A 20,589-nucleotide genomic window follows, 5' to 3' on the forward strand; every position below is an offset into this window, starting at 1 on the left:
AATGTAACGATACCTTTAGTATTGGTAAACTGCTACACTAGTACATTGGTATATTTATTAATTTCCCAGGACCTTATTGATCGCTATCGGAAATATTTCATATTCAATCTCGTGAACTTTTCCTGCCAATGTTTCAGGAGTATCTTCCGGTGTTACTTCAAAAGACTTCTGAAGAATAGCTTCTCCTTCATCAATTCCCGGAGTCACAAAATGTACCGTAGCACCACTTTCTTTTTCTCCGGCTTCTATCACGGCATGATGCACGTTCATCCCCCACATTCCTTTTCCTCCGAATTTGGGAAGTAATGCAGGATGAATATTGATTATTTTACCTGTCCAATTCTCACAGAATTCAGATTTTAAAATGGATAAGAATCCTGCCAATACGATTAAATCTGTATTTTCAGGGATTATCTTAGCCAGCTCACTGCTGAAATTTTTTCCTCTTGGAATAAGTACAGTATCTATATGATGGTTTTTTGCTCTTTCCAGTCCATAGCATTCTCTGTCAGCTACTACCAAAGCTACTTTTGCATTTTGGATTTCTCCAGCTTCAATAGTATCTATGATTCTCTGCAGATTGGTTCCTGAACCGGATACAAGTACAACGATGTTCTTCATATTTTTTTTGGCAGCCTTGTCAAGGTTTAGAACCTTGACAAGGCTTTCTTTAATTAGCCCCGATTGCAGCGGCATCCTTTTTTGAAATGGCTTTGTAAAAAAGCATTGGCGAAAAAGATATAGCGAAAAGCGGGATTAAGCTTCTAAAATTTTAAATCGATTTTTTCTGCTCCTTCAGTGATTTCTCCGATTTCGTAAGCATCATCCAAAAGGTGCAATACTTTTTCAGCATGCTCAGTATCAACTACGATAATCATCCCTACTCCCATATTGAAAGTTCCGTACATTTCTTCACGTGCAATTCCACCTCTTTTCTCCAATTCAAGCATAACGCTAGGAATTTTAACCTTGGAAGCGTCAATAGAAGCACATAATCCTTCCGGAATAATTCTAGGAACGTTTTCGTAAAGTCCTCCACCTGTAATGTGAGCAATTCCTCCTACTTTCACTTCTTCCAATACTTTATGAATATCTTTGAAGTATAATCTTGTTGGAACTAAAAGTGTTTCATATAAAGGTTTTCCTTCAAACTCTTCTTCAAAGTTCGGGAATACTTTTCTTACTAAAGAGAATCCGTTTGAGTGGAATCCTGAGCTTGGTAATGCAATGATCTTGTTACCTGCTTTAATTTTAGAACCGTCAATAATCTGGTCTTTTTCTACAATTCCTACACAGAATCCAGCAACATCATAATCTCCCGGCTGGTACATTCCCGGCATTTCAGCAGTTTCTCCACCAATCAATGCACAGTTGTTGTCCTTACAAGCTTCTACCATTCCCAGCACGATTTCTGCTGCGATTTCTGAATCCAGCTTTCCACAAGCTAAATAATCCAGGAAGAATAGTGGTTTTGCACCATGACAAAGGATATCATTAGCACACATTGCAAAACAGTCGATACCAATGGAACCATATTTTTTGGTATCCAAAGCTACTTTCAGTTTTGTTCCTACTCCATCTGTTCCTGAAACAAGGACTGGGTTTTTATATCCTCCGATTTCATAGAAAGCACCAAAGCTTCCCAACTGATTCAGTACATTAGAATTATGGGTTTCACCGACCGCTTTTTTGATCTTGTCAACCGTTTTGTACCCTTCTTCTTTGTCTACTCCTGCTGATTTGTAAGTGTTGCTCATGTTTAATAATTTAATAATGTACAATATATCAGTTTAGCAATATAACAATAGCTTCACTTTGGAAACCGGAGAATTGGTAAATTGGTACATGAGTATATTGGTACATTTTATTTTAATAATTACTTTTTATATTCAATTTAGAAAACAAAAAAGCCGACAATCTTTTCAGATTATCGGCCGTTATTTTATCTCAGAATTTCAGAGCCCACAGTTTTCCCTTTCTCAGAAAAACATTGTTTATAGGAGGTCTGAATTTTCATCTCTTTTCTTTTTGCAAAAATAGTAATTTTAAATGAATATTCAAATTCTATTTTTCAAGGATCGATTCAATGGCTGCAATCTTCTTAATTTTTTCTTTTAATTCACTGTCTTTCTCTTCGTTAGAAATCTTCTGACCTGCTTTATCAAAATTATCATTAAAGAAAGGAAGTGAGAATGTTTCTACTACATTTCCACCGTGGAAAGGGAAACGCTTTGATGCTGCTTCCAAAACTCCGGCTCCTCCTCTACCTCCAGGGGATGTAGACATCAATAACATTGGTACTTCATTCCATACGGTTCTGTCCTTGATTCTTGATACCCAATCGAACACATTTTTAAATGCTGTAGAATAGGTTCCGTTATGTTCTCCTAAAGAAACCAGTAATAAGTTTGCTCCATCAATTTTGGCTGCAAAATCATGGGCTTGCTGAGGAACACCTCCTGCTAATTCTCTCTCATGCTTATAGATGGGCATTTCGAAAGGATTCAAATCCACTACCTCTACTTCTGCATTTTCAAATAATGTTGATGCATAAGCCACCAACTGCTTGTTCATTGAAGCCTCAGAATTACTTCCTGCTATTGCTAAAATTTTCATATGTAGTATTTATTTTTTTTGTATACAATCACCATCTGCAAGAATTTTGTTGATGATCATTCTATATTGTTTTTAATTTTTAAGGATACAAATTTAGTTTTTTATTTAAGATAAGCAGGCAATTCCATGGGCACTTCCATTAATAATACTTCTGTGTCTTCCTCTGCTTCAATATTAAAGCTTTGGGTATCCCAGATTCCCAACCCGTCTCTTTCATTGAGGATACGGTCGCCCACTTTAGCACTTCCTTTTAAAACAAAAGCATAGACTCCGTTTCCTTTTTTGTTGAGCATATAGTTTTTACCGTTTCCTTTTTTAAAATTAGCCAGATTAAACCATGCATCCTGATGGATCCAAACTCCGTCATCATTTTTATTTGGTGACAAAATCTGTTGAAAACCATTGATCTTTTCTCCTTCTTTTATGCTTTTCTGATCATATCTCGGTTCAACATCCAATTCTTTAGGAAAAACCCAGATCTGTAAAAATTTTACCGCTTCATCTTTATTTTTATTGTATTCACTGTGCATTACACCGGTTCCGGCACTCATCACCTGGATTTCTCCTTTTTTGATCACTGCTGTAGTTCCCATTGAATCTTTATGTTCCAGATCTCCTTCTAAAGGAATGGATATAATTTCCATATCTCTGTGAGGGTGTGTTCCGAATCCCATTCCCTGAGAAACGGTATCATCATTCAATACTCTCAAAACACCGAAGTTTGTTCTTTCTCTGTTTTGATAGTTTGCAAAACTGAATGTATGGTATGAATTTAACCAACCATGATCGGCATGGCCTCTTGAATCTGCTTTATGATATACTGTTTTCATTTCTGTGATTATTTATGGTACAAATGTACGGGATGTACAATAGGAAATTGTTGATGTAGGTTAAGAAAGGAAATTGTTGAGAGAAAAGGAGGAAGCTAAGATTTCCTATAAGCTTATGAAGTTACTATCTCATATATTGTTTACACGCAAAGACGCTAGTTTTTTTTCCTGCCTAATGCTTTAGGGCGCAAAGATTTTATCTGCGATAAAATTTTACAGGTGTTTTTTATGAATGATCGGGTGATTGATAAGCTAATGGATGAAGAGAGTATTAAATAATCCGTATTTAGATTCTTTCAGGGCGCCCTAAAAAATGCAGGGTATAGGTTGGGGCTGAAGCCTTTGGAAATATTGAAAAATATAAGAGTGGGCTAAAGCCCACTCCTATTGAATATTAATTTTGTTATTTTATATTATAGATGCTATACCTGCGGTTTCATTTTTCCATCTCCAAAGCCTAGCTCCTAGCTAAAAATGTACCTGTTGAATTTCTTTTTCAATTTTTTTGGGTGTTTCGTTATCTGACTGAATAAAAATCATAGTAACCACAGCTCCAATCAGCATACAAACACCTCCTACCACGACATAATCCATTGCCTGTTTACCAAAAACATTGCTTACAATAGGCCCACCAAATAAACCATTAATGATCTGTGGGATTACAATAAAAAAATTGAATATTCCCATATAAACTCCCATTTTCTTTTGTGGAATTACCTCAATCAACATTGCATAGGGCATTGCCAGAATACTTGCCCAGGCAAAACCCAACCCTATCATGGAAACCCAAAGATGGTTTACATCTTTAATGAAATACATAGAGATCAGTCCCATACCCCCGCAAAGTAAAGCTAATGCGTGAGTCTGTTTTTTACCAATCCATTTGGCAATAGGTGTTAGTAAAAAGGCAAATGGAACTGCCCAAAGGTTATACATTCCGAATAATTTACCGGTTAAATCTCCGGCATTATTAAATTCTTTAGAATGGGTATCTTCCGGGGAAAGCCCAAAATGGTGAGTTGCCAGCGCACTTGTGGTAAATACCCACATGGTAAATAATGCAAACCAGGAGAAAAACTGAACAATCCCCAGTTTTTTCATCTGGGTCGGGATCGTTGCAAAATCTTTAAAGATATCTGAAAACCTGGAATATTCTTTTTCTTTTTCATCTTCTTCGAATTCGGCAAACTCCTTAGGAGAGTATTCCCGGGTACTTATAATGGTATATAGGATAGCTGCCAAGAGCAACGCTGCCCCCACATAAAAAGAATAAATCACATTATCTGCCACAAAGCCTTCTGGAGCGACATTGGAAACACCTAGTTTTGTTAACCAATCCGGCAGGTATGAGCCAAGGACCGCTCCAATACCAATTAAAATCGTCTGTATGGAAAACCCTAATGTTCCCTGATGCTTCGGAAGCATATCTCCCACTAGTGCCCGGAAGGGTTCCATGGCAATATTAACGGAAGCATCCATCATAGCGAGAAAAATAACAGCTAATAAAAGTGCATTGGCGGCAAACATCTGAGTTACGGAAGCAGCATTAGGAAGTAATACTAATCCTATTGCGCACAAAACGGCTCCAATAAGGAAATAAGGCTTTCTTCTTCCTAAAGGACTCCAGGTATTATCTCCCATATGCCCGATAATGGGTTGAACAATCAGTCCGGTAATGGGGGCTACGAGCCAGAACCACGACAATTCATGAACATCAGCTCCCAAATTGGCAAGGATACGGCTTGCATTTCCATTCTGCAGTCCGAAAGCCATCTGGATTCCCAGGAATCCCATACTCATGTTGATAATCCGGCTAATTGACAGCTCCGGTTTTATTTTTTTAGCCATTATTTTTATGATATTATTTAGTTTTCAACTGTTGGATCAGCACATCTTCAAGGGCTATTTTTTCAGCAACTACTTTATCTACCACATCATTAGGAACCGTCACAGAAAGGACATATTGCTTTACCTTCCAGCTTCCGTTGATTTTTTCTACCACTCCTGAACCCCTGCATATTTTCATTTGAGTATCCAATAACTCATCAAACCAGGCCAGCTTTCCATCTTTACTGAAATAAATATTTCTTTTAAGAGAGGTAAAATTCCAGGTTCTCTTTTTGTCAAAGTGAGGTTTTGCCCAAACCATGAATTCTTTTTTATTCCAAACTTCAGTAGCATCTGTTCCAATAAAGGTAGATTCATCCGCAAAGAAATTAAAATAGGTATTATAGTCTGCTTTTGCGGCTGCTACATTAAAGGCATCAAGCATGGTACTGATTTCCGACTTTTCTTTCTCAAATCCATTTTTTGATTGTGCGGAAAGTACAGAGAATCCTAATAAGAACAGGATCAGTGTATGTATTGTTATTAATTTTTTCATAAAGTAATTATTTTTCAAGTTCGATGATCAATGGGGTTTTTGCAGGTACCATTACGCTGTTTTGTATTGTCAGTTCTTTTCCTGAAATAACATCTTTTCCTTTTGAAAATCCTTTGAGTGATTCTTCAAAACGTTTTAAGTCTAACGTCTGATCTTTTTCATTATTATTCACAATCACCATTACGCTTTCTTTTTCGTTATATCTGAAATAAGTAAAAATACCATCCTGAGGAACGTAATTTTTAGTTTTACCGTTATGGATCACCTCTTTACCTTTTCTCCAGTTCAGTAATTTGCTGGTGAACTGAAAGAATTCTTTTTGTTCAGCGGTTTGTTCAGACGGATTGAATGCATTCTGTTTATCTGATTTCCATCCGCCGGGAAAATCTCTGCGGATATCTGCATCTCCTCCTTTGTTTTTATCTCCACGCATTCCTATTTCAGATCCGTAATAAATCTGGGGGATTCCGCGGACTGTGGAAATCATGGCAAGGCCCATTTTATAAGCTTTGGGATCTGCATTGAAGATTTCGTTCCATCTTTCGGTATCATGATTTTCAAAGAATACCAGCACATTATTAATATCCGGATACAGGAAATCGCTGGTAAAGGAATCGTAAATTTTTATCATTCCCGTATTCCAGCTTTCTTTTTCTTTAAAAGCCTTTGGCATATCTGTAAACAGCATAAAATCCATTACTGACGGTAAATTGGAATTATAGCCTGCTGCTTCCCCTGTTTTGGAATTTTTCTGCCAGGCTGAAATTTGCCCTGCTGTATATAGCCAGGTTTCGCCTACAATATTAAATTTGGGGTATTCGTCGGTAATCGCTTTGACCCATTTTGCCATCGCTTCTTTATCGTTATAAGGATAGGTATCTACACGAAAGCCTCCTAATCCTGCATATTCTATCCACCAGATCGCATTTTGTGTCAGGTATTTTAAAACTAAAGGATTGTTTTGATTGATATCAGGCATTGTTTTATCAAACCAGCCATCCAGCGCATATTTTTTATCAATATCTGAAGCATTGGTATCCAACTGTGTGGTGGTTTTATAATTGGAACGTTTGAAGCCTTCATCTCCGTCCTTAAACCAATGAATCCAATCTTTTGCTGGAAGATCTTTGATCATCCAGTGTGAAGTTCCCCAGTGGTTGGTCACATAATCCATCACCAGCTTCATATTCCTTTTATTCAGTTCGTGGGATAAACTTTTGTATTCTTCGTTGGTTCCGTATCGGGCGTCTATTGTATAGAGATCAGTTTGGGCGTATCCATGATAGGAATAGGCTTTTTCATTGTCTTCATTCACCGGAGTTAACCAGACTGCTGTGGCACCAAGGTTCTGAATATAGTCCAGGTTATTAATGATTCCCCGAAGATCTCCGCCATGTCTGCCATTGGGTAAACTGCGGTCTACTTTCTCTGTCAGTTCCGGTTTGGAATCATTCTTTTCGTCACCGTTAGCAAAACGATCCGGCATAATCAGGTACATGACATCTTTTGAGGTAAAAGATTCCCGGTTTGCAGAATTAGGTTCTTTCTGTTTCAGTTCGTACATATAAGAGGCTAGATTCTTCTTCCCTTTTTTGATATTGATGGAAAACTTAGGAACATTTATTTCACCGGTATTGACAGTAATAAAAACATAGTTTGGATTTTCAACTTTCTGAACACCCTTAATCTGTATACCATCTGAAAGAGTGATTTCATGATTCGCGATATCTTTCCCGTACACTAAAAGCTGTAGTTCGGGGTTTTTCATTCCCTTCCACCAAAATGCCGGCTCTACTTTTTCCAATGTTCTTTGAGAAAAAGCGGCAGAAGCTACGGAAAGGGCTAATGCTGCATAAATTGTCTTCATAGTAATGGACAATTTAGCATTAAAAATTTAAATAGAGGTTATTAAGATTGAAATTACTTATAAAGTAACAATGTATTTGTTAATCTTCTATTTTATATAAATTAGAAAGCATTATTAGATTGAGTAAAACAATAGAGCCACCAGGTTGGCAGCTCTATTGTTTCTATTTTATTTTAATTGTTTTGAAAATATCTAAAAATCTTTTTTTATTTTCTTCACTTAAATCACTGCTAATTATAGCAAACTTATTCTTATGAATATCAACACTATCAAAATATATCCCTACTAATCCTTTGCTCTCTTTTTTAGGAAGCATAACCTGGGCTATATTTTTATTGATCGTATCATAATAATAATAATTATCATTATAAATTCCATTTTTATAATCTTGTTCTAAATATTTTGAATAATAGATTTTAGCTTCTTTTGATTTTACCTTCTGATAAATTTCTTTTTCTTCAGTAACTGAATATTCTTCTACAAAAGGTTTATAATAACGTCCATAATAGCAAGAACCTATAATTTTATTATTATGAAAAATGTCGTAAACTTCAGAGTCTTCAGCATTTGCTTTCTTTAATAAAAAATTTGAAGGTAAACTAAAGCTAACATTTCTAATATCCTTGTTTTTAAATGAATATTGATCCTTTTTGTTTTCGCAAGAGTTTGTTAAAATGATTAAAATAACAAATAAAAAATATCGGTACATATTATCGGGTATTTTTTTTATTAAATTCTTGAACAGCTCTTTGCAAATCGGACGATCTTGTAAAATTCGGATTATTTCCTTTGGATGAAGCCTTAAAAACATCTCCTTTTTTAGCAGTCAAAGGAGCAAATGCTGCTTCTGCTTTTTGTTTGGTAGTTACTTTATATAAATTATTATTATCCATAATTGTATTTGAATTTTCATTTGGATATGGAACTCCTGGTTTCGCATATCCTTCATCTAATCCTAACATATGCCCAAATTCATGGAATATTGTATGCCAGAAATTTCCGCCTTGATATTGTACAATTCCAACTTGTCCTCCGATTCCGTCTGTTAAACCATTGGCGTCTGTGCCATCAAAACTACTATAAACATCTTTTGAAGTAATTGTCATAACATTTGCTGTTCCCTTAATATCTTTAATATCTGTAACTACCTTATATACGATTGCCAAATTTTCAATATTATCATTTTGCTCTATTTTACCATTTGCCAATGATCTATTTGCCTGACCTCTAAACTCTTTCCAATCTATAACACCTTGAGATTTGAAGCCAGATTTTGACAAATCTAAATGTTCAGGATTATATATCAAAACGGTCATTGTCATGGATACATTTCTAGAATAATACTGTGTTCCTGACGAATATGTTTTATTATTCACAGATAAAACTTTTGTTATGATATCTGGTGGCATTGGTGCTCTTCCATCTGGATCAATTAAAGTAATAGGATTATCAAAAGTATATGTATATGGTGACCAACTTGGAAATTTTTCCGCAAGAGGATCCACCCCATACCAAATACTCAATCTAGGGTTATAATATCTTGCTCCATAATAATACAATCCTGTTTCTTCATCTAGCTCTTTAGCGTTGAATTTATAAGGATTATTATAAACCCCGGTCATTTGCTCGGCCATAGTTTCACCAAATGGTAAATTTAAGAAAAATTGTGTTGGTTTCATATTCTGATTGGTCACAAAGGTTGCCGTTCCTAAATGGTCCCCATGCAAGTAATATACTCCTGCTTGCAATTGCGGACCTTTAGCTAATTCAACTTTCACTTGGCTAAAATCTATTCCTGCCTTTTTAAGGTATAGCTTCAAATCAGCCCCATTATCTTTTGATTTATTTCCAGAGTCAGAAACATTGGTTTGTCTCATCGTTGGGAAATCAAAGTCCATAATTCTGCTTGCCACTCTTTCGGTTCCGGCATAATAATGTTTTGTCAACATCTTATCAGAGTTTTCAACATGATAAGCATTGGGATATACTTTAAAGCTGTTTACCTGTATTGTTCCGGGATCTATTACTTGTCCATTTTGATACAGCTGAGCTCCCTGTTCAAGATTACATTTAATAATTCTTTCCCCATCTCCGTTGTATACATAATACTGAAAGGTTCCCTGGCTATCTTTGTTAACAGCTTTCAAACGATCCTGCTCATCCCAAAATAATCGATCTATCTCTCCATATTTATCATATCCGACCATATTTCCATTATAATCATATTCAAATTTTTCATACTGTCCGGTACTTGCATTTTCAATATGCTCTACTTTATGGGTACCTGAAACGTAATAATATCTGTTATCATATGAATTCAAATCATTTACATTACCATCCTGATTATGTTTCTGATACTTCTGTTCAATTCCACCGGCATTATTGTATCCCATCGTCATTTCAAAATCTGAATTGGTTGTTCCAAAATGAGTCTGTGGATCTCCGGTAAAGCTTCCGTCAGAAGAAGCGAGTCTGTTTAAATGATCATATTTATAATTGAAAACATAATTTCCACCCATTTCATTATATATTCCGGCACTATTTTTCAGTTCTATAATATTCCCTACATAGTCATATTTATAATTATTTCTGAGGAGATCCGTTCCATAATAATCTTTAAGACGATGGGTATTCAGCTTTCTATCAGCTGCAGTATATTCAAACTCTGATTTTGTACCATTTCCTAACTCAGTAGAAGTTCTCTGCTCATAATGATCATAGGTAATCTTTTTAACATATTCATACCCCTCCTTGTTGTATATTCTTTTAAGATTACCACCCAAATCATATTCATATTGTACCAGCTCTCCATCAGCATAGGTAAGGTTCTGAATTCTATTCCAACTGTCATATTCAAATAAAGTTCTGAACTCCATATTGGGAATACCATATCCTGAAATTGTTTTATTTTCCATTACCACTTCACCCATATTTCCATATTCATACTTGGTTGCCCCGGAATTATCTGACTGATAAATAATCTTTCCTGAATTATTTCCTGAACCGGGAGCACCATATTCATAGTGAACATTTGAAGGGTTACTTCCTCCAGGTAGATCAGGATATTGTATATCAGAAAGTCTGTTAATATCATAAATGTAATGAATATATTTTTGAGTAGGACTTGTATTTTCCATGTTGGACGTAAACAATTTTATCATATGTCCGGCAGAGTCATATTCATATCTGTTTACACCATGATCCGGATGTTCCACCTGGGTTCTTCTACCTCCTTTGTCATAAGAGTACAATGTCTTAATACCCATTGGGTCTTCAGTGGACATCAATTCTCCAATCGTATTGTATCTGAATTTCGTAGTCAGTGCCTGTCCATTCAAGTAATTATTGACCTGAGCCGTCTTTCCTTCTGAATTTGTAAAGGTCTCCGATTTAAGCTGAGTATTGCTATTCTGGAAAAGCACTAATGTACTCTTTACCATATTATTCTCAATAGAATACATCGTGTTTTCGGTATGGAATAGTTCATCTACAGTCACTGCAACCCTATCTTTAGTATCACGCTGTACAGACGAATAATAAGGAGAAGGAGCACTCATATTAAGCAACACATTTGTATGATTCGGATCATTAGGAGGATACTTATCTTCAAAGATCGGATGATGCTGTGAAATAGCTCTTCCAATCACGTCATAAACAGTTCTTCCTGATACTGACATTTTCTCCTCCCCATTCAGTAATATATCTTTTTTAGTTTGCACCACTTTCCCCCAGCCATCTGAAAACGTCATGGTTTCTATTGGATTAGACGGATCCTGTGGATTATAATATTGTGTTAAACACCAATAATAATTACTAACATATCCCAAATTTGGATTGGGTGTTCCATATGTATTATAAGAATATTTAACGGTATAAGGCGCCCCTGCATCTCTTTCTTTAGGTGCTAAAATTTGAGTTATACGTCCTTTAGCATCATATTGATATTCAGTAGTATTTCCGGAAATATCTGTAGTTTGTTTTGTAACATCAAATTTTGGATCATATTCTGACGATGACGTATATCCGAAAATATCCTTTGTATTTACTACATATTTATAAGTATCTGTATCATATTCATAATTTAATGTATACCTGTCCCCATTTTCATTTTCCGGATAGGTAACTGTACTTACATTTCCAAATAAATCATAACTGAAATCAGCATCTGAAGTTTCAGAAGCATTAAGTTTTGCGGAAACTCTGAGGACTAAACCTGTATCAGGATCTATTTTTGTAAACCTTTCACGGATTGGATTTGAAGTAGATAGTGCTTCATAAACCTTTATAGATTTAGGTATGCTTATAATATTGTTAGGAGACGGATAATTATGATAATCAATCACAGTATTATAAGTGGCAGCATTACTAAAATGCATTAATTGTTTCACCAATCCTTTATCATTATACGAGAGCCCTTCTGAAACTGTTATGTTACCTCCATTTTCAAAATTTTTCTTTCTGGTAATTCCCAATAATGCAATTGCCATTTTTCTACCTTCTTTCCCTCCGGTATCATAGGCTTCTCCAACAGGGTTATCCAAATCAATCTTTGTATTGTTATCTTTGAATTTATAAACGGTATACTCATATTCAGTTGAAGAATTAAGATCATTGATTCCTGTGTATGTTTCAGTTTTTTTTAATTTACCACTTAAGAAATAGCTCTTATTATGATAGAAATTTATTTTTGATCTATATACATTATTGCTGTACCACATATCATAAGTAGTTACTTTCCCAAAACCAAAAAATTCTCTCTCACGTCTGTCATATCTTCCATCCTCATATTTAAATGTACTTACAATATCCTTATTATTCGTTGGAGATAAATAGGTTGGAGAGAAGATGTCCGGATTTACAATTCGGACTTCTTTCATTACCAGCCTTCCATGAGAGTCATTATAGGTTGGTTTCACAAACTCATAATCTAAGCCAAAAACACTGAAAGGTGCTTTATCTTTAAAATTGGTAACGGTTTTCAGTTTATTGGTTCTTCCAATTGTTGAATAATTTACTACAAATCCATTGTCTTTAGAAACAACCAGATCAGGAAAACCATCACCATTCATATCTTTAAAGGATTTATCTACTTCAGCAATGGAAAGTCCCATATTCCCAGTTACCTGACCTCCTATTTTCAGATAGATCAGTGGGATTGGAGGGAATGGCCACCATACAATTGGGAATGTATAGTAATAGCCTGCTCCTACAGAAACTCCCCCTCTATAGGTTTTAGATTCGTTGTTATAGTCTAATCCACCACCATTTCTAAACAGTTCAACAGCATCGGAAAATCTGTTTCCAAGATTGTATTTCACATATGTATTAGAGCTTCCAACAATTAAAATATCTGCCAATCCGTCAGCGTTAATATCTTCAAAAGTGGTTTTAGATGAACCCAATGCTGCTGATGCAGCCGCACTCACACTTACTGCCAAACCACTCATACCCCCGAAATCAAAACCCAGATTAAATCCAAGTGATCCCACAGGACCCGATGCAAAGGTTTCTGCGTTTTTATAGCTGTAACCATTATCCAGTCCATATCCTAAATTAAGGTAGTATTTCATATTGCCAGAACCACCACCAGTTACTCTATCCGCTAATCCATCTCCATTCACATCCATCCAATAAGATTCTCCAGAATCTTTAGAATCGTAATTTACAGAAGCCTGTGCAGACCATGATGCGGAAGTCTCGATTCCGCTATTCATTGCTACATTAGGGCTATAAGAATACTGATTGGTATTACTTCTTACTTCTCCATTTCTGGATGAAGCCCCTGTCTGGATAAATTTAGCCGCTGAATATTGTGGAGACAATGATTTGGAATAACTGTCTGTGTTCGATATATAAGCATTTACAAAAGAATTACGCAATCCTCCATGTCCTCCGGTAGAATTAGTGATCTGCATAGCATCTTTGTACACCACATCCGGATAACCATCACCATTCATATCCATAAAGTCCTGTAGTGCTATATTCCCATCTCCTACTAAAACGGAGCTTGCATTTTGAATTCCGAAATTAAATAAGCTTCCGCTTAATGTATTCGTTCTCGATTTACTGTAATATTTTTTATTAATAGAGAACATTTTGGTATCTACATTACCCTGAAGAAGCAAATTATCCGGTAAGTCAGGATTTGCAGTCTGTGGATTAAAGAAACCACTGGCTGTTTCATTATCCTTAAATGAATCTGCCATTGCGTATTGTTCAGGACCTACCCCGATCCATTTTTCAGTATAGGTAGTAACTTCATTGTCTCTTGGACCTGTTACCTGCTTATATACAGTTGGGTTTAGTACCGTTACCGGTTTAGGCCCAAAATTAGCCGGGTTTTGGTAGAACCCTGTATTGCTGATCTGCTGGGCAATACACTGCGCTGTTTCATCCTGTGTAGCAAGGTTATTACACATCGGGAAGTTAAGGTTTACCGGTATATTCACCTCCTGCATGGATGCAAGATTGATCAAACGACCATAATTATCTGAAGGAGTTGCCGGATTCAACATAAAACCGTCAGTGTTTCCTGTAGGTACCACATCAGCGTATTCATTATAAAGGAACTGGCTCCAGTTATGATAAAACTGACCTATATTTTCTAATGCTGAAGAATTTATAGAGGTATGGTTAACAGCAGCTATGAATGTATTAGTTCCATAATAAATATTAAATGGATTATTTTGAAATAAAGCACTGTAAGCTTTATAAAAATCATAATCTGCCTTAGTTTTACAGTATACCTGAATATTTAAAGTAACTCCACCTATTGGTGCACTAAAAATATCACCTGTATAAAATTCAGCAGGAGAGTTACCAGAAATTATCTGATTATTATTGACCATATCTAGTTCAACAATACTTCCAGAGCTATTCATAGGAGACATTATTCTTCTTTTAGTGGCAATAGCTCCATTGCTTTTAACAATATAGTAAAAGCTACCAGTAGGAAGACCTGGATTAGAAGGAATATTTTTATTAATCCCAATCTTATAGGTATTCACACCACTTGGGAGATTAAGATACTGCATGTCTATCACAGGATTAAATTCTGTAATAACATCAGAAGGATACCCTGCTACAGCAGTATAATTTTGTGGGTTTCCTGATGTAGGAGAGTAATCCACATTGATTCTATTCCAGTTAACATCTCTAAAAGTAGTGTGAGAATCCGATTCCACAACAAAATTGATCGTAGCCGGAACATCATTTGTACTAAAGGACAAACTTGTTACATTTGCTACCCCCGGGTATAATGGAACGGTATCAAATGGAATATTACTTTTAGCATAGGTCTTAGAGTATATTACCTCTCCTGTAGTGGAGCTTGCCGTAGTTTTAATAATTTTAAAGGTAATATCATCCTGAGAATTTGGAAACGTAATTTTTGGAACTGTAATGCTAATGTTTCCCGGCGTATCTATAGAAATAGGTTTGGTATGATTATTTAAAAGGAAATTATAACTGTATGCACCATTATTAGCCCTGAACCCGTCCTGAGAAAGTCCTATAGAAATAGGTTTAGGAATTCCCACATAGCTTATCGTAGGATTAGACATCACTTTAAAGCTGTAATTGTCATTTTTATGCAGCCTTATGAATACTTTGTCTCCCGATTTCACATATAATTTTGAAGCATCATTAATTCCTAAATGATCAGTACTTGCAGGTGGCAGAGCTTGTATTTGAGAATAATAAGCATTATAGCCGGTAATTGATATAAATTCTGACGGCATTCCTGCTGTAAATTCTTTTAAATAAATTCTCCCATTTTTCTCAGGAGTAGTCGGATTTTTAATTTCCACCGAATACTGTGCTTTCGCATTAGGTACATTTTCAACCTGCACATTATCTTCGAACCTAATGTACCCGTCTCTTGAAGCTACCCAGACTTTAACAACATCATTTTTAGAGATATCCTGCCAGGTTCCTTCCAAAGGAGAATTATGCTGGATCATCGTATCTGCAACAATCACCATATTTTCTGTATTGTCGCTATATTGTGTCATTTCGACCTTTCCGTCTGTTGGATTAATTCTTCCGAATAATACCTGACCATCTTTAGCCACATCCATCACGCCATCAGAGTTAGCATCCAGGATAAAAGCTGAGGTTTCACTTTTACTGGTGGCCCACATCTGTGAGAAGTTGAACCCAATTCCAAATACATTGATACCGGCATCATAGCCTATATTCTGGGTTTTAGTTTTGGTAAGGGAGAAATTACTATTCAGATGCCAAATTGGTTTTTCCGCTCCAAAACTGATATTTCCACTGGCAAGGGTTCCCGGCCGAAGAAATAATCCACTGCTTGGCTTTCTATAGATCAAATCCGGAATACCATCGCCATCAAAATCCATAAGTTCCTGGGCTTTCTTAGCTTCAGCTTCTGAGTGACCTAAGTTAAAAGATGCCATTACATGGCCATACGCTCTGGTAGGGCCAGGCAGAAGAAAGTCTAAACCAACCCCTGGTACTCTTCCGTTAACACCCCATTCAAATGTATTGTTAGCTGAAATTTTAGAAGGTTTCAAAAAGCCTGGCAAAATAGGAAATGCATCTCCCCCACCTCCGGCATTAATATCTACAGAACCTCCAAAATTGACAGGACTGCTATTGGGTGTACTTTTGATATCATCAAAATATTCAAAGTCAAATTGTTCAGTTAGCAAGCTATTATATGCAACATCGTTAGATGTATCCTTGTGTACTACACTTCTCAATAATGTTTTAAAAAATTGTCCTTCCTTATAAGAGAATGTATATGTTCTTATCAGTTCCCCATCATATTTTACATATATTTTAGAGAGCTTATAAGGTTCTACTTCTTTCACTCCTCTTTTGCCCGTGATACTAATATCCTGCCTGGTAATTCTGCTTTCTTTTTCAAATTCAACGGTATAGTATTTCAGATTCTGACCATCCATTTTTGTATAGGTAATCTTACTGATATGAAAATAGCGTCCTCCGTTTAGGTTTTCATTTTCAGCAGTAAGTCCTTGTATCTTTATATTTTCATATTCATATTCAATATAATTTTTGAGAGCATCCTGCTCTTTCCAAACTCCCCAATGAACAATATTTCCATTATCATCTTTAATGACCGTATTTTCAATGACACCAGATTCATTACCTCCATAGTAGGCTTTACCTCCCTTTGTATTGGTAACTACCCATCGGTAATCCTTAGGAGTCGTTCCATATCTTTCAATTTTTGAAAAATCATGATTTCTTCTAAGGAAAAATGTTTTTTTATTATCTACTAAAAGTGTATCTCGTTTTTGCTTTCTGGTTGTAAATATATTACTGGTTTCACTGATATTATTATGTCTGTGAGGCAAATAATTACCATCATATACCAAAGTCTCACCGTTTAATGAATACAGCTCGGTTTCTGTTGCTCCATCAAAACTCGGAGCCCCCCATCGGGTATCAATAGCTATAGCCTGAACACCACTAACATCCCATCCTTCTCCCATCCAGCCATTAGATTTATTACTATCGTAGGAAACAGAGACACTGGGCTGCATTCCTTTCCTTCCTGATGGAATTACAATAGGATATGACACATTTGATCCCCCTTTTTGATTGGCATTTGGAGGCGAAATAAAATTTCTTGCTGCTGCTGCATCACCAGCTTTCAGGCCACTTATTGCTGTAGGATTAGAAGCTCCTAACTGCGGAGATTCCGGTACAGAAATAATTCCATTGATATAATCACCATCTCCTTTAGTTTCTACAGTTACCATTTTGGTTTCCGCATTCACTACAGAGGTGGGATCTGCAATCCATTTTCTTGAATTATAATCAAAATAAAATACTTTAATTTCTTTAGCTGATCTTACGCCAAGCTTTTTCTCATCATAAGGAAATGATAATTTCACTTTTTTAGTAAAATTCCCTGATCTGGTACTTACACGATATGCAGCAGCATTTACAGAAAGATTTTTAATCTCTCCATACACAGAAGGGTAATCCTTTTTTCTCAATTTCAGTATTTCAACCTGCCCGGATTCTGCTACTGAATTCTTTTCAATGCTTACCGTAGCATTCTCATACTTTTCATTGTATTCCGAATCTTTTGATACAGTGACAATGAAAGGTGTAAACCTGACTTCATTTACAATTTTAAATGAAGGCACACTTTGAGCAAGCGGATATTGTTTTGTTCCAACAGAAGAAGAAACAGATACAAATCCTCTTTTCTTATCTTCATCTGAAAGTTTAACAAGTGTTTCAAATTCTCCTCTGGAAGATTCCACCATCTGGCCATTGATGTTTACAGTCTGGGATCCCCAATGGCTATCCGAACCTTTTACATATAAATGGTCTTCGGAAAGAAGTGTAGAAATCCCGTTTTGTGGATTCAGATTTTTTTCAAGTACTATTTTTACATTCTTTACCCGATATTTTATTCCGTTCAATGAAGAGGTAAAGAGAATCGTATTTTTCCCCTGATGTAATGAATTTAGGCTGATCTCTTCTTTTTGTTCACTCCATTTATTGCCCGGAACAATAATATCCCCACCGAACGCAACATTCCTGTTGATGGATCTGGAGACAGATTGGTAAGAGTCAAGCCCAAACAGCTCGTACTCCAGATACGCTGCAACATTTTGGTTTTTAACTTCCGGAAGGTTTATGGTGAAGAAATTATCTGTTGCATCATCTGATTCATCATCAGAGAATTCACCGATAATACCTTGTTTTTCTATCGATTCAAATACATTCGCCGGTTTTTCAATACGTGCGGATACTATTTCATGGAATCCTTTATTCTGAACACTCAAGCCTTCTGCAGGAGAAGGAGCTGCTGATATTTTGTTCAGCAGAGGAGTGGAATGATTAATATGATCGGATAAGGAGGATGCTGTAGTGCTATCATTTTGATGATAGACATATTTCTTCATAAGCTGAAGTTTGAAAGCCCTCACTTTCTGTCTGTCCTCTTTCGTAAAACTTGCAAAAGTAAATACTGAAGCAAAGAATACTAAGATGAGAAGATACTTTCTTCTCAACCTAATGGGTAATTTAGTTTTCATATATTAAGGGAAATAGTATTAATTAATCAACGACCACTTTAAAAGCCTTAATCAGTTTTTTGTTTTGAGTAAGTACGACCAGGTAGGCCCCTTGTATCTTGAGGCTGTTTTGATATATCGTAATTTTCGAATCTATTTTTTCGGTAGAAAGAATTCTTCCTCCTCCATCATAAATGGCAATCTCAAATCCTTCTGTCGGTGGGAACTTCACTGTAAAATTATTGTTCATTTTCACAGGGTTCGGATACAGCATATATTGGAAATCTGAAGTAGCATCACCCGGTCCTTTTGTATAGGCTGGATCATGAATATTATTTTTATCCGGTTGCTTTTCTCCGGTACTATTGGTAGCAAAAGTAAAAACAGCTGAATTTTTATCTTCAGGAAATTCTACTCCCGAATATTCTACCATTTCATCGTTAGCCTTTCCTTCTATTTTTTTTAAACTGCCATCCTCATTTTTAATAAGCATCCAGTAGTTCAAACGTGAATTTTCAGGATTCATCAGCTTTTTAGCGATCTGCAGCACATATCCTTTTTTAGGAATAGTATTGCCGATAAAATTGATTTCCCAATTTCTCTTCAGTACCCTTAAGTTTTCTTTCTCTTCAAAACTGAGATCTTTGTTATCATCAGACCATATCGCAAATGTATAGTTGTCTAACGGAGCATTATTTTCAAAATTAGTCCTTGAAATCTTTTCTCTTCCAATACTGATTGTCTTATCCTCCTGGTTACTGGATTGCTTCTGATTAAGCTCATTGGCATCATCTCTCCCAATACCGGTAGGTCTGTTTTTAAAATCTTTATGTTTTTCAGGGTCCCAGATGACATCCCCTTTACTGTTGACATATTTTACACCCACCAGTGAGATCCCATATTTAATAGACAAATAGGTATGAACCTTTTCCAGGTCCTTTTTTGAAAGCTTTCTGGGAACAAAAATAGCCTCATAAAGATTTTTATCTTCAAGGCCTATATTCAGACGGTCTTTAGGGTTACTGGAAATTTGCTTAGATCCCAGATAAGAAAAAATACTGGGTTTCTTTTTCAGTTCAATAAGCTTATCGCTTCCACTGCTTTTGAAAGAAGTATTGCTAAGCTCTGCAATAATATCTTTATTATACCAGATGTTTTCGTCTTCACCTGAATGATGTACAACGATTAGAGATTGGGCATCATTTTTACTGTAGGTAATAGGTTTTGGCAAGTGTTGCCTTATATTACAGTTGAAGTTGAGCAATGAGCCATAATCGCATTTTGAGGTTTCTCGCAACGATTCGGGTTTTGCTTTTTCCCAGATCTTATTTTTCTGATCAATAAGTTGTGCATTACCATAGAAGATACCTAAGCACAATGCAAGGCAGCTGCACACATTTAAACGGTACTGAGTTTTCATTCTCTATGAGGATTATTAGTACAGCCAAATTAGCAAAAAATATGAAACGAGCATTAAAAATTTAAAAAAATTCAATATTTTAATAAAAAATAACCTTTACAAACCAATAAAACAAGTAAATAAATCTCATTTCATTATTGTGATAAAAAACTAAAAACGGCTTCAAACAGGACATTTTCTTAGAAAAGTAATAAGTATTGAGAGCTTAAAAATCAGTTAGGTTAGAAAGTAAAAAAAATATTTTTTTTCCCTTAATAGAGAATTTTGACTTAACATAATAACAAATTATTTTGAATAAAAACACCTTGAAAAGTCAATTTACACATTGAAAATAAGTTAATTATGTTCAAAATTTATTATTTCGCATGATATAGTCCTCTATTTTTGAAGACCGTAACAATTATCCCCAAATAATGATCACCCTAAACCTTATTATTCTTTTTTTATAA

General features: G+C 35.7%; 10 protein-coding genes. All 10 read right to left on the reverse strand.

Annotation, left to right across the window (positions count from 1 at the left end; genetic code table 11):
* Positions 1 to 57: 57 nt before the first annotated feature.
* The 10 genes from purN to DRF57_RS04665 all read right to left on the reverse strand — a co-directional run bounded on the left by purN (position 58) and on the right by DRF57_RS04665 (position 20,140).
* The gene (gene purN, locus DRF57_RS04620) at positions 58 to 621 is read right to left on the reverse strand and encodes a phosphoribosylglycinamide formyltransferase (RefSeq protein ID WP_115917313.1); all 564 of its coding nucleotides are present in this window, start codon (positions 619 to 621) and stop codon (positions 58 to 60) included.
* Positions 622 to 764: 143 nt separating this feature from the next.
* Complete coding sequence (gene purM, locus DRF57_RS04625) at positions 765 to 1,757, reverse strand: phosphoribosylformylglycinamidine cyclo-ligase (RefSeq protein ID WP_047485331.1); 993 nt, start codon at positions 1,755 to 1,757, stop codon at positions 765 to 767.
* A gap of 307 nt (positions 1,758 to 2,064) precedes the next feature.
* Positions 2,065 to 2,616, reverse strand: a complete 552-nt coding sequence (locus DRF57_RS04630) for an NADPH-dependent FMN reductase (RefSeq protein WP_047485332.1) — start codon at positions 2,614 to 2,616, stop codon at positions 2,065 to 2,067.
* A 101-nt stretch (positions 2,617 to 2,717) separates the two neighbouring features.
* Positions 2,718 to 3,446, reverse strand: a complete 729-nt coding sequence (locus tag DRF57_RS04635; RefSeq protein ID WP_047485334.1) for a pirin family protein — start codon at positions 3,444 to 3,446, stop codon at positions 2,718 to 2,720.
* 468 nt (positions 3,447 to 3,914) lie between these two features.
* Positions 3,915 to 5,294, reverse strand: coding sequence for an MFS transporter (locus DRF57_RS04640; RefSeq protein WP_174772351.1), 1,380 nt, complete (start codon positions 5,292 to 5,294; stop codon positions 3,915 to 3,917).
* Positions 5,295 to 5,307: 13 nt separating this feature from the next.
* Positions 5,308 to 5,829: a nuclear transport factor 2 family protein gene (locus DRF57_RS04645; protein WP_115917143.1), complete on the reverse strand. Its 522-nt coding sequence runs from the start codon at positions 5,827 to 5,829 to the stop codon at positions 5,308 to 5,310.
* 7 nt (positions 5,830 to 5,836) lie between these two features.
* A complete protein-coding gene (locus DRF57_RS04650) occupies positions 5,837 to 7,696 on the reverse strand; it encodes a glycoside hydrolase family 13 protein (RefSeq protein ID WP_115917145.1) in 1,860 nt (619 codons plus the stop codon).
* 163 nt (positions 7,697 to 7,859) lie between these two features.
* Positions 7,860 to 8,405, reverse strand: a complete 546-nt coding sequence (locus tag DRF57_RS04655; protein WP_115917147.1) for a hypothetical protein — start codon at positions 8,403 to 8,405, stop codon at positions 7,860 to 7,862.
* 1 nt (position 8,406) lies between these two features.
* Positions 8,407 to 18,741, reverse strand: a complete 10,335-nt coding sequence (locus tag DRF57_RS04660; RefSeq protein WP_115917149.1) for an RHS repeat-associated core domain-containing protein — start codon at positions 18,739 to 18,741, stop codon at positions 8,407 to 8,409.
* Between the two features lie 22 nt (positions 18,742 to 18,763).
* Positions 18,764 to 20,140 (reverse strand): T9SS type A sorting domain-containing protein, encoded by a 1,377-nt coding sequence (locus tag DRF57_RS04665; RefSeq protein WP_115917151.1) that lies wholly within the window; start codon positions 20,138 to 20,140, stop codon positions 18,764 to 18,766.
* Positions 20,141 to 20,589 lie beyond the last annotated feature (449 nt).

This window comes from Chryseobacterium rhizosphaerae, from assembly GCF_003385455.1.
GTDB lineage: Bacteria > Bacteroidota > Bacteroidia > Flavobacteriales > Weeksellaceae > Chryseobacterium > Chryseobacterium rhizosphaerae.

Coding starts and splice junctions, on each gene's coding strand:
- DRF57_RS04630 (WP_047485332.1), bottom strand. CDS start 2,616: ATGAAAATTTTAGCAATAGCAGGAAGTAATTCTGAGGCTTCAATGAAC.
- DRF57_RS04645 (WP_115917143.1), bottom strand. CDS start 5,829: ATGAAAAAATTAATAACAATACATACACTGATCCTGTTCTTATTAGGA.
- DRF57_RS04660 (WP_115917149.1), bottom strand. CDS start 18,741: ATGAAAACTAAATTACCCATTAGGTTGAGAAGAAAGTATCTTCTCATC.
- purM (WP_047485331.1), bottom strand. CDS start 1,757: ATGAGCAACACTTACAAATCAGCAGGAGTAGACAAAGAAGAAGGGTAC.
- DRF57_RS04655 (WP_115917147.1), bottom strand. CDS start 8,405: ATGTACCGATATTTTTTATTTGTTATTTTAATCATTTTAACAAACTCT.
- DRF57_RS04650 (WP_115917145.1), bottom strand. CDS start 7,696: ATGAAGACAATTTATGCAGCATTAGCCCTTTCCGTAGCTTCTGCCGCT.
- purN (WP_115917313.1), bottom strand. CDS start 621: ATGAAGAACATCGTTGTACTTGTATCCGGTTCAGGAACCAATCTGCAG.
- DRF57_RS04635 (WP_047485334.1), bottom strand. CDS start 3,446: ATGAAAACAGTATATCATAAAGCAGATTCAAGAGGCCATGCCGATCAT.
- DRF57_RS04665 (WP_115917151.1), bottom strand. CDS start 20,140: ATGAAAACTCAGTACCGTTTAAATGTGTGCAGCTGCCTTGCATTGTGC.
- DRF57_RS04640 (WP_174772351.1), bottom strand. CDS start 5,294: ATGGCTAAAAAAATAAAACCGGAGCTGTCAATTAGCCGGATTATCAAC.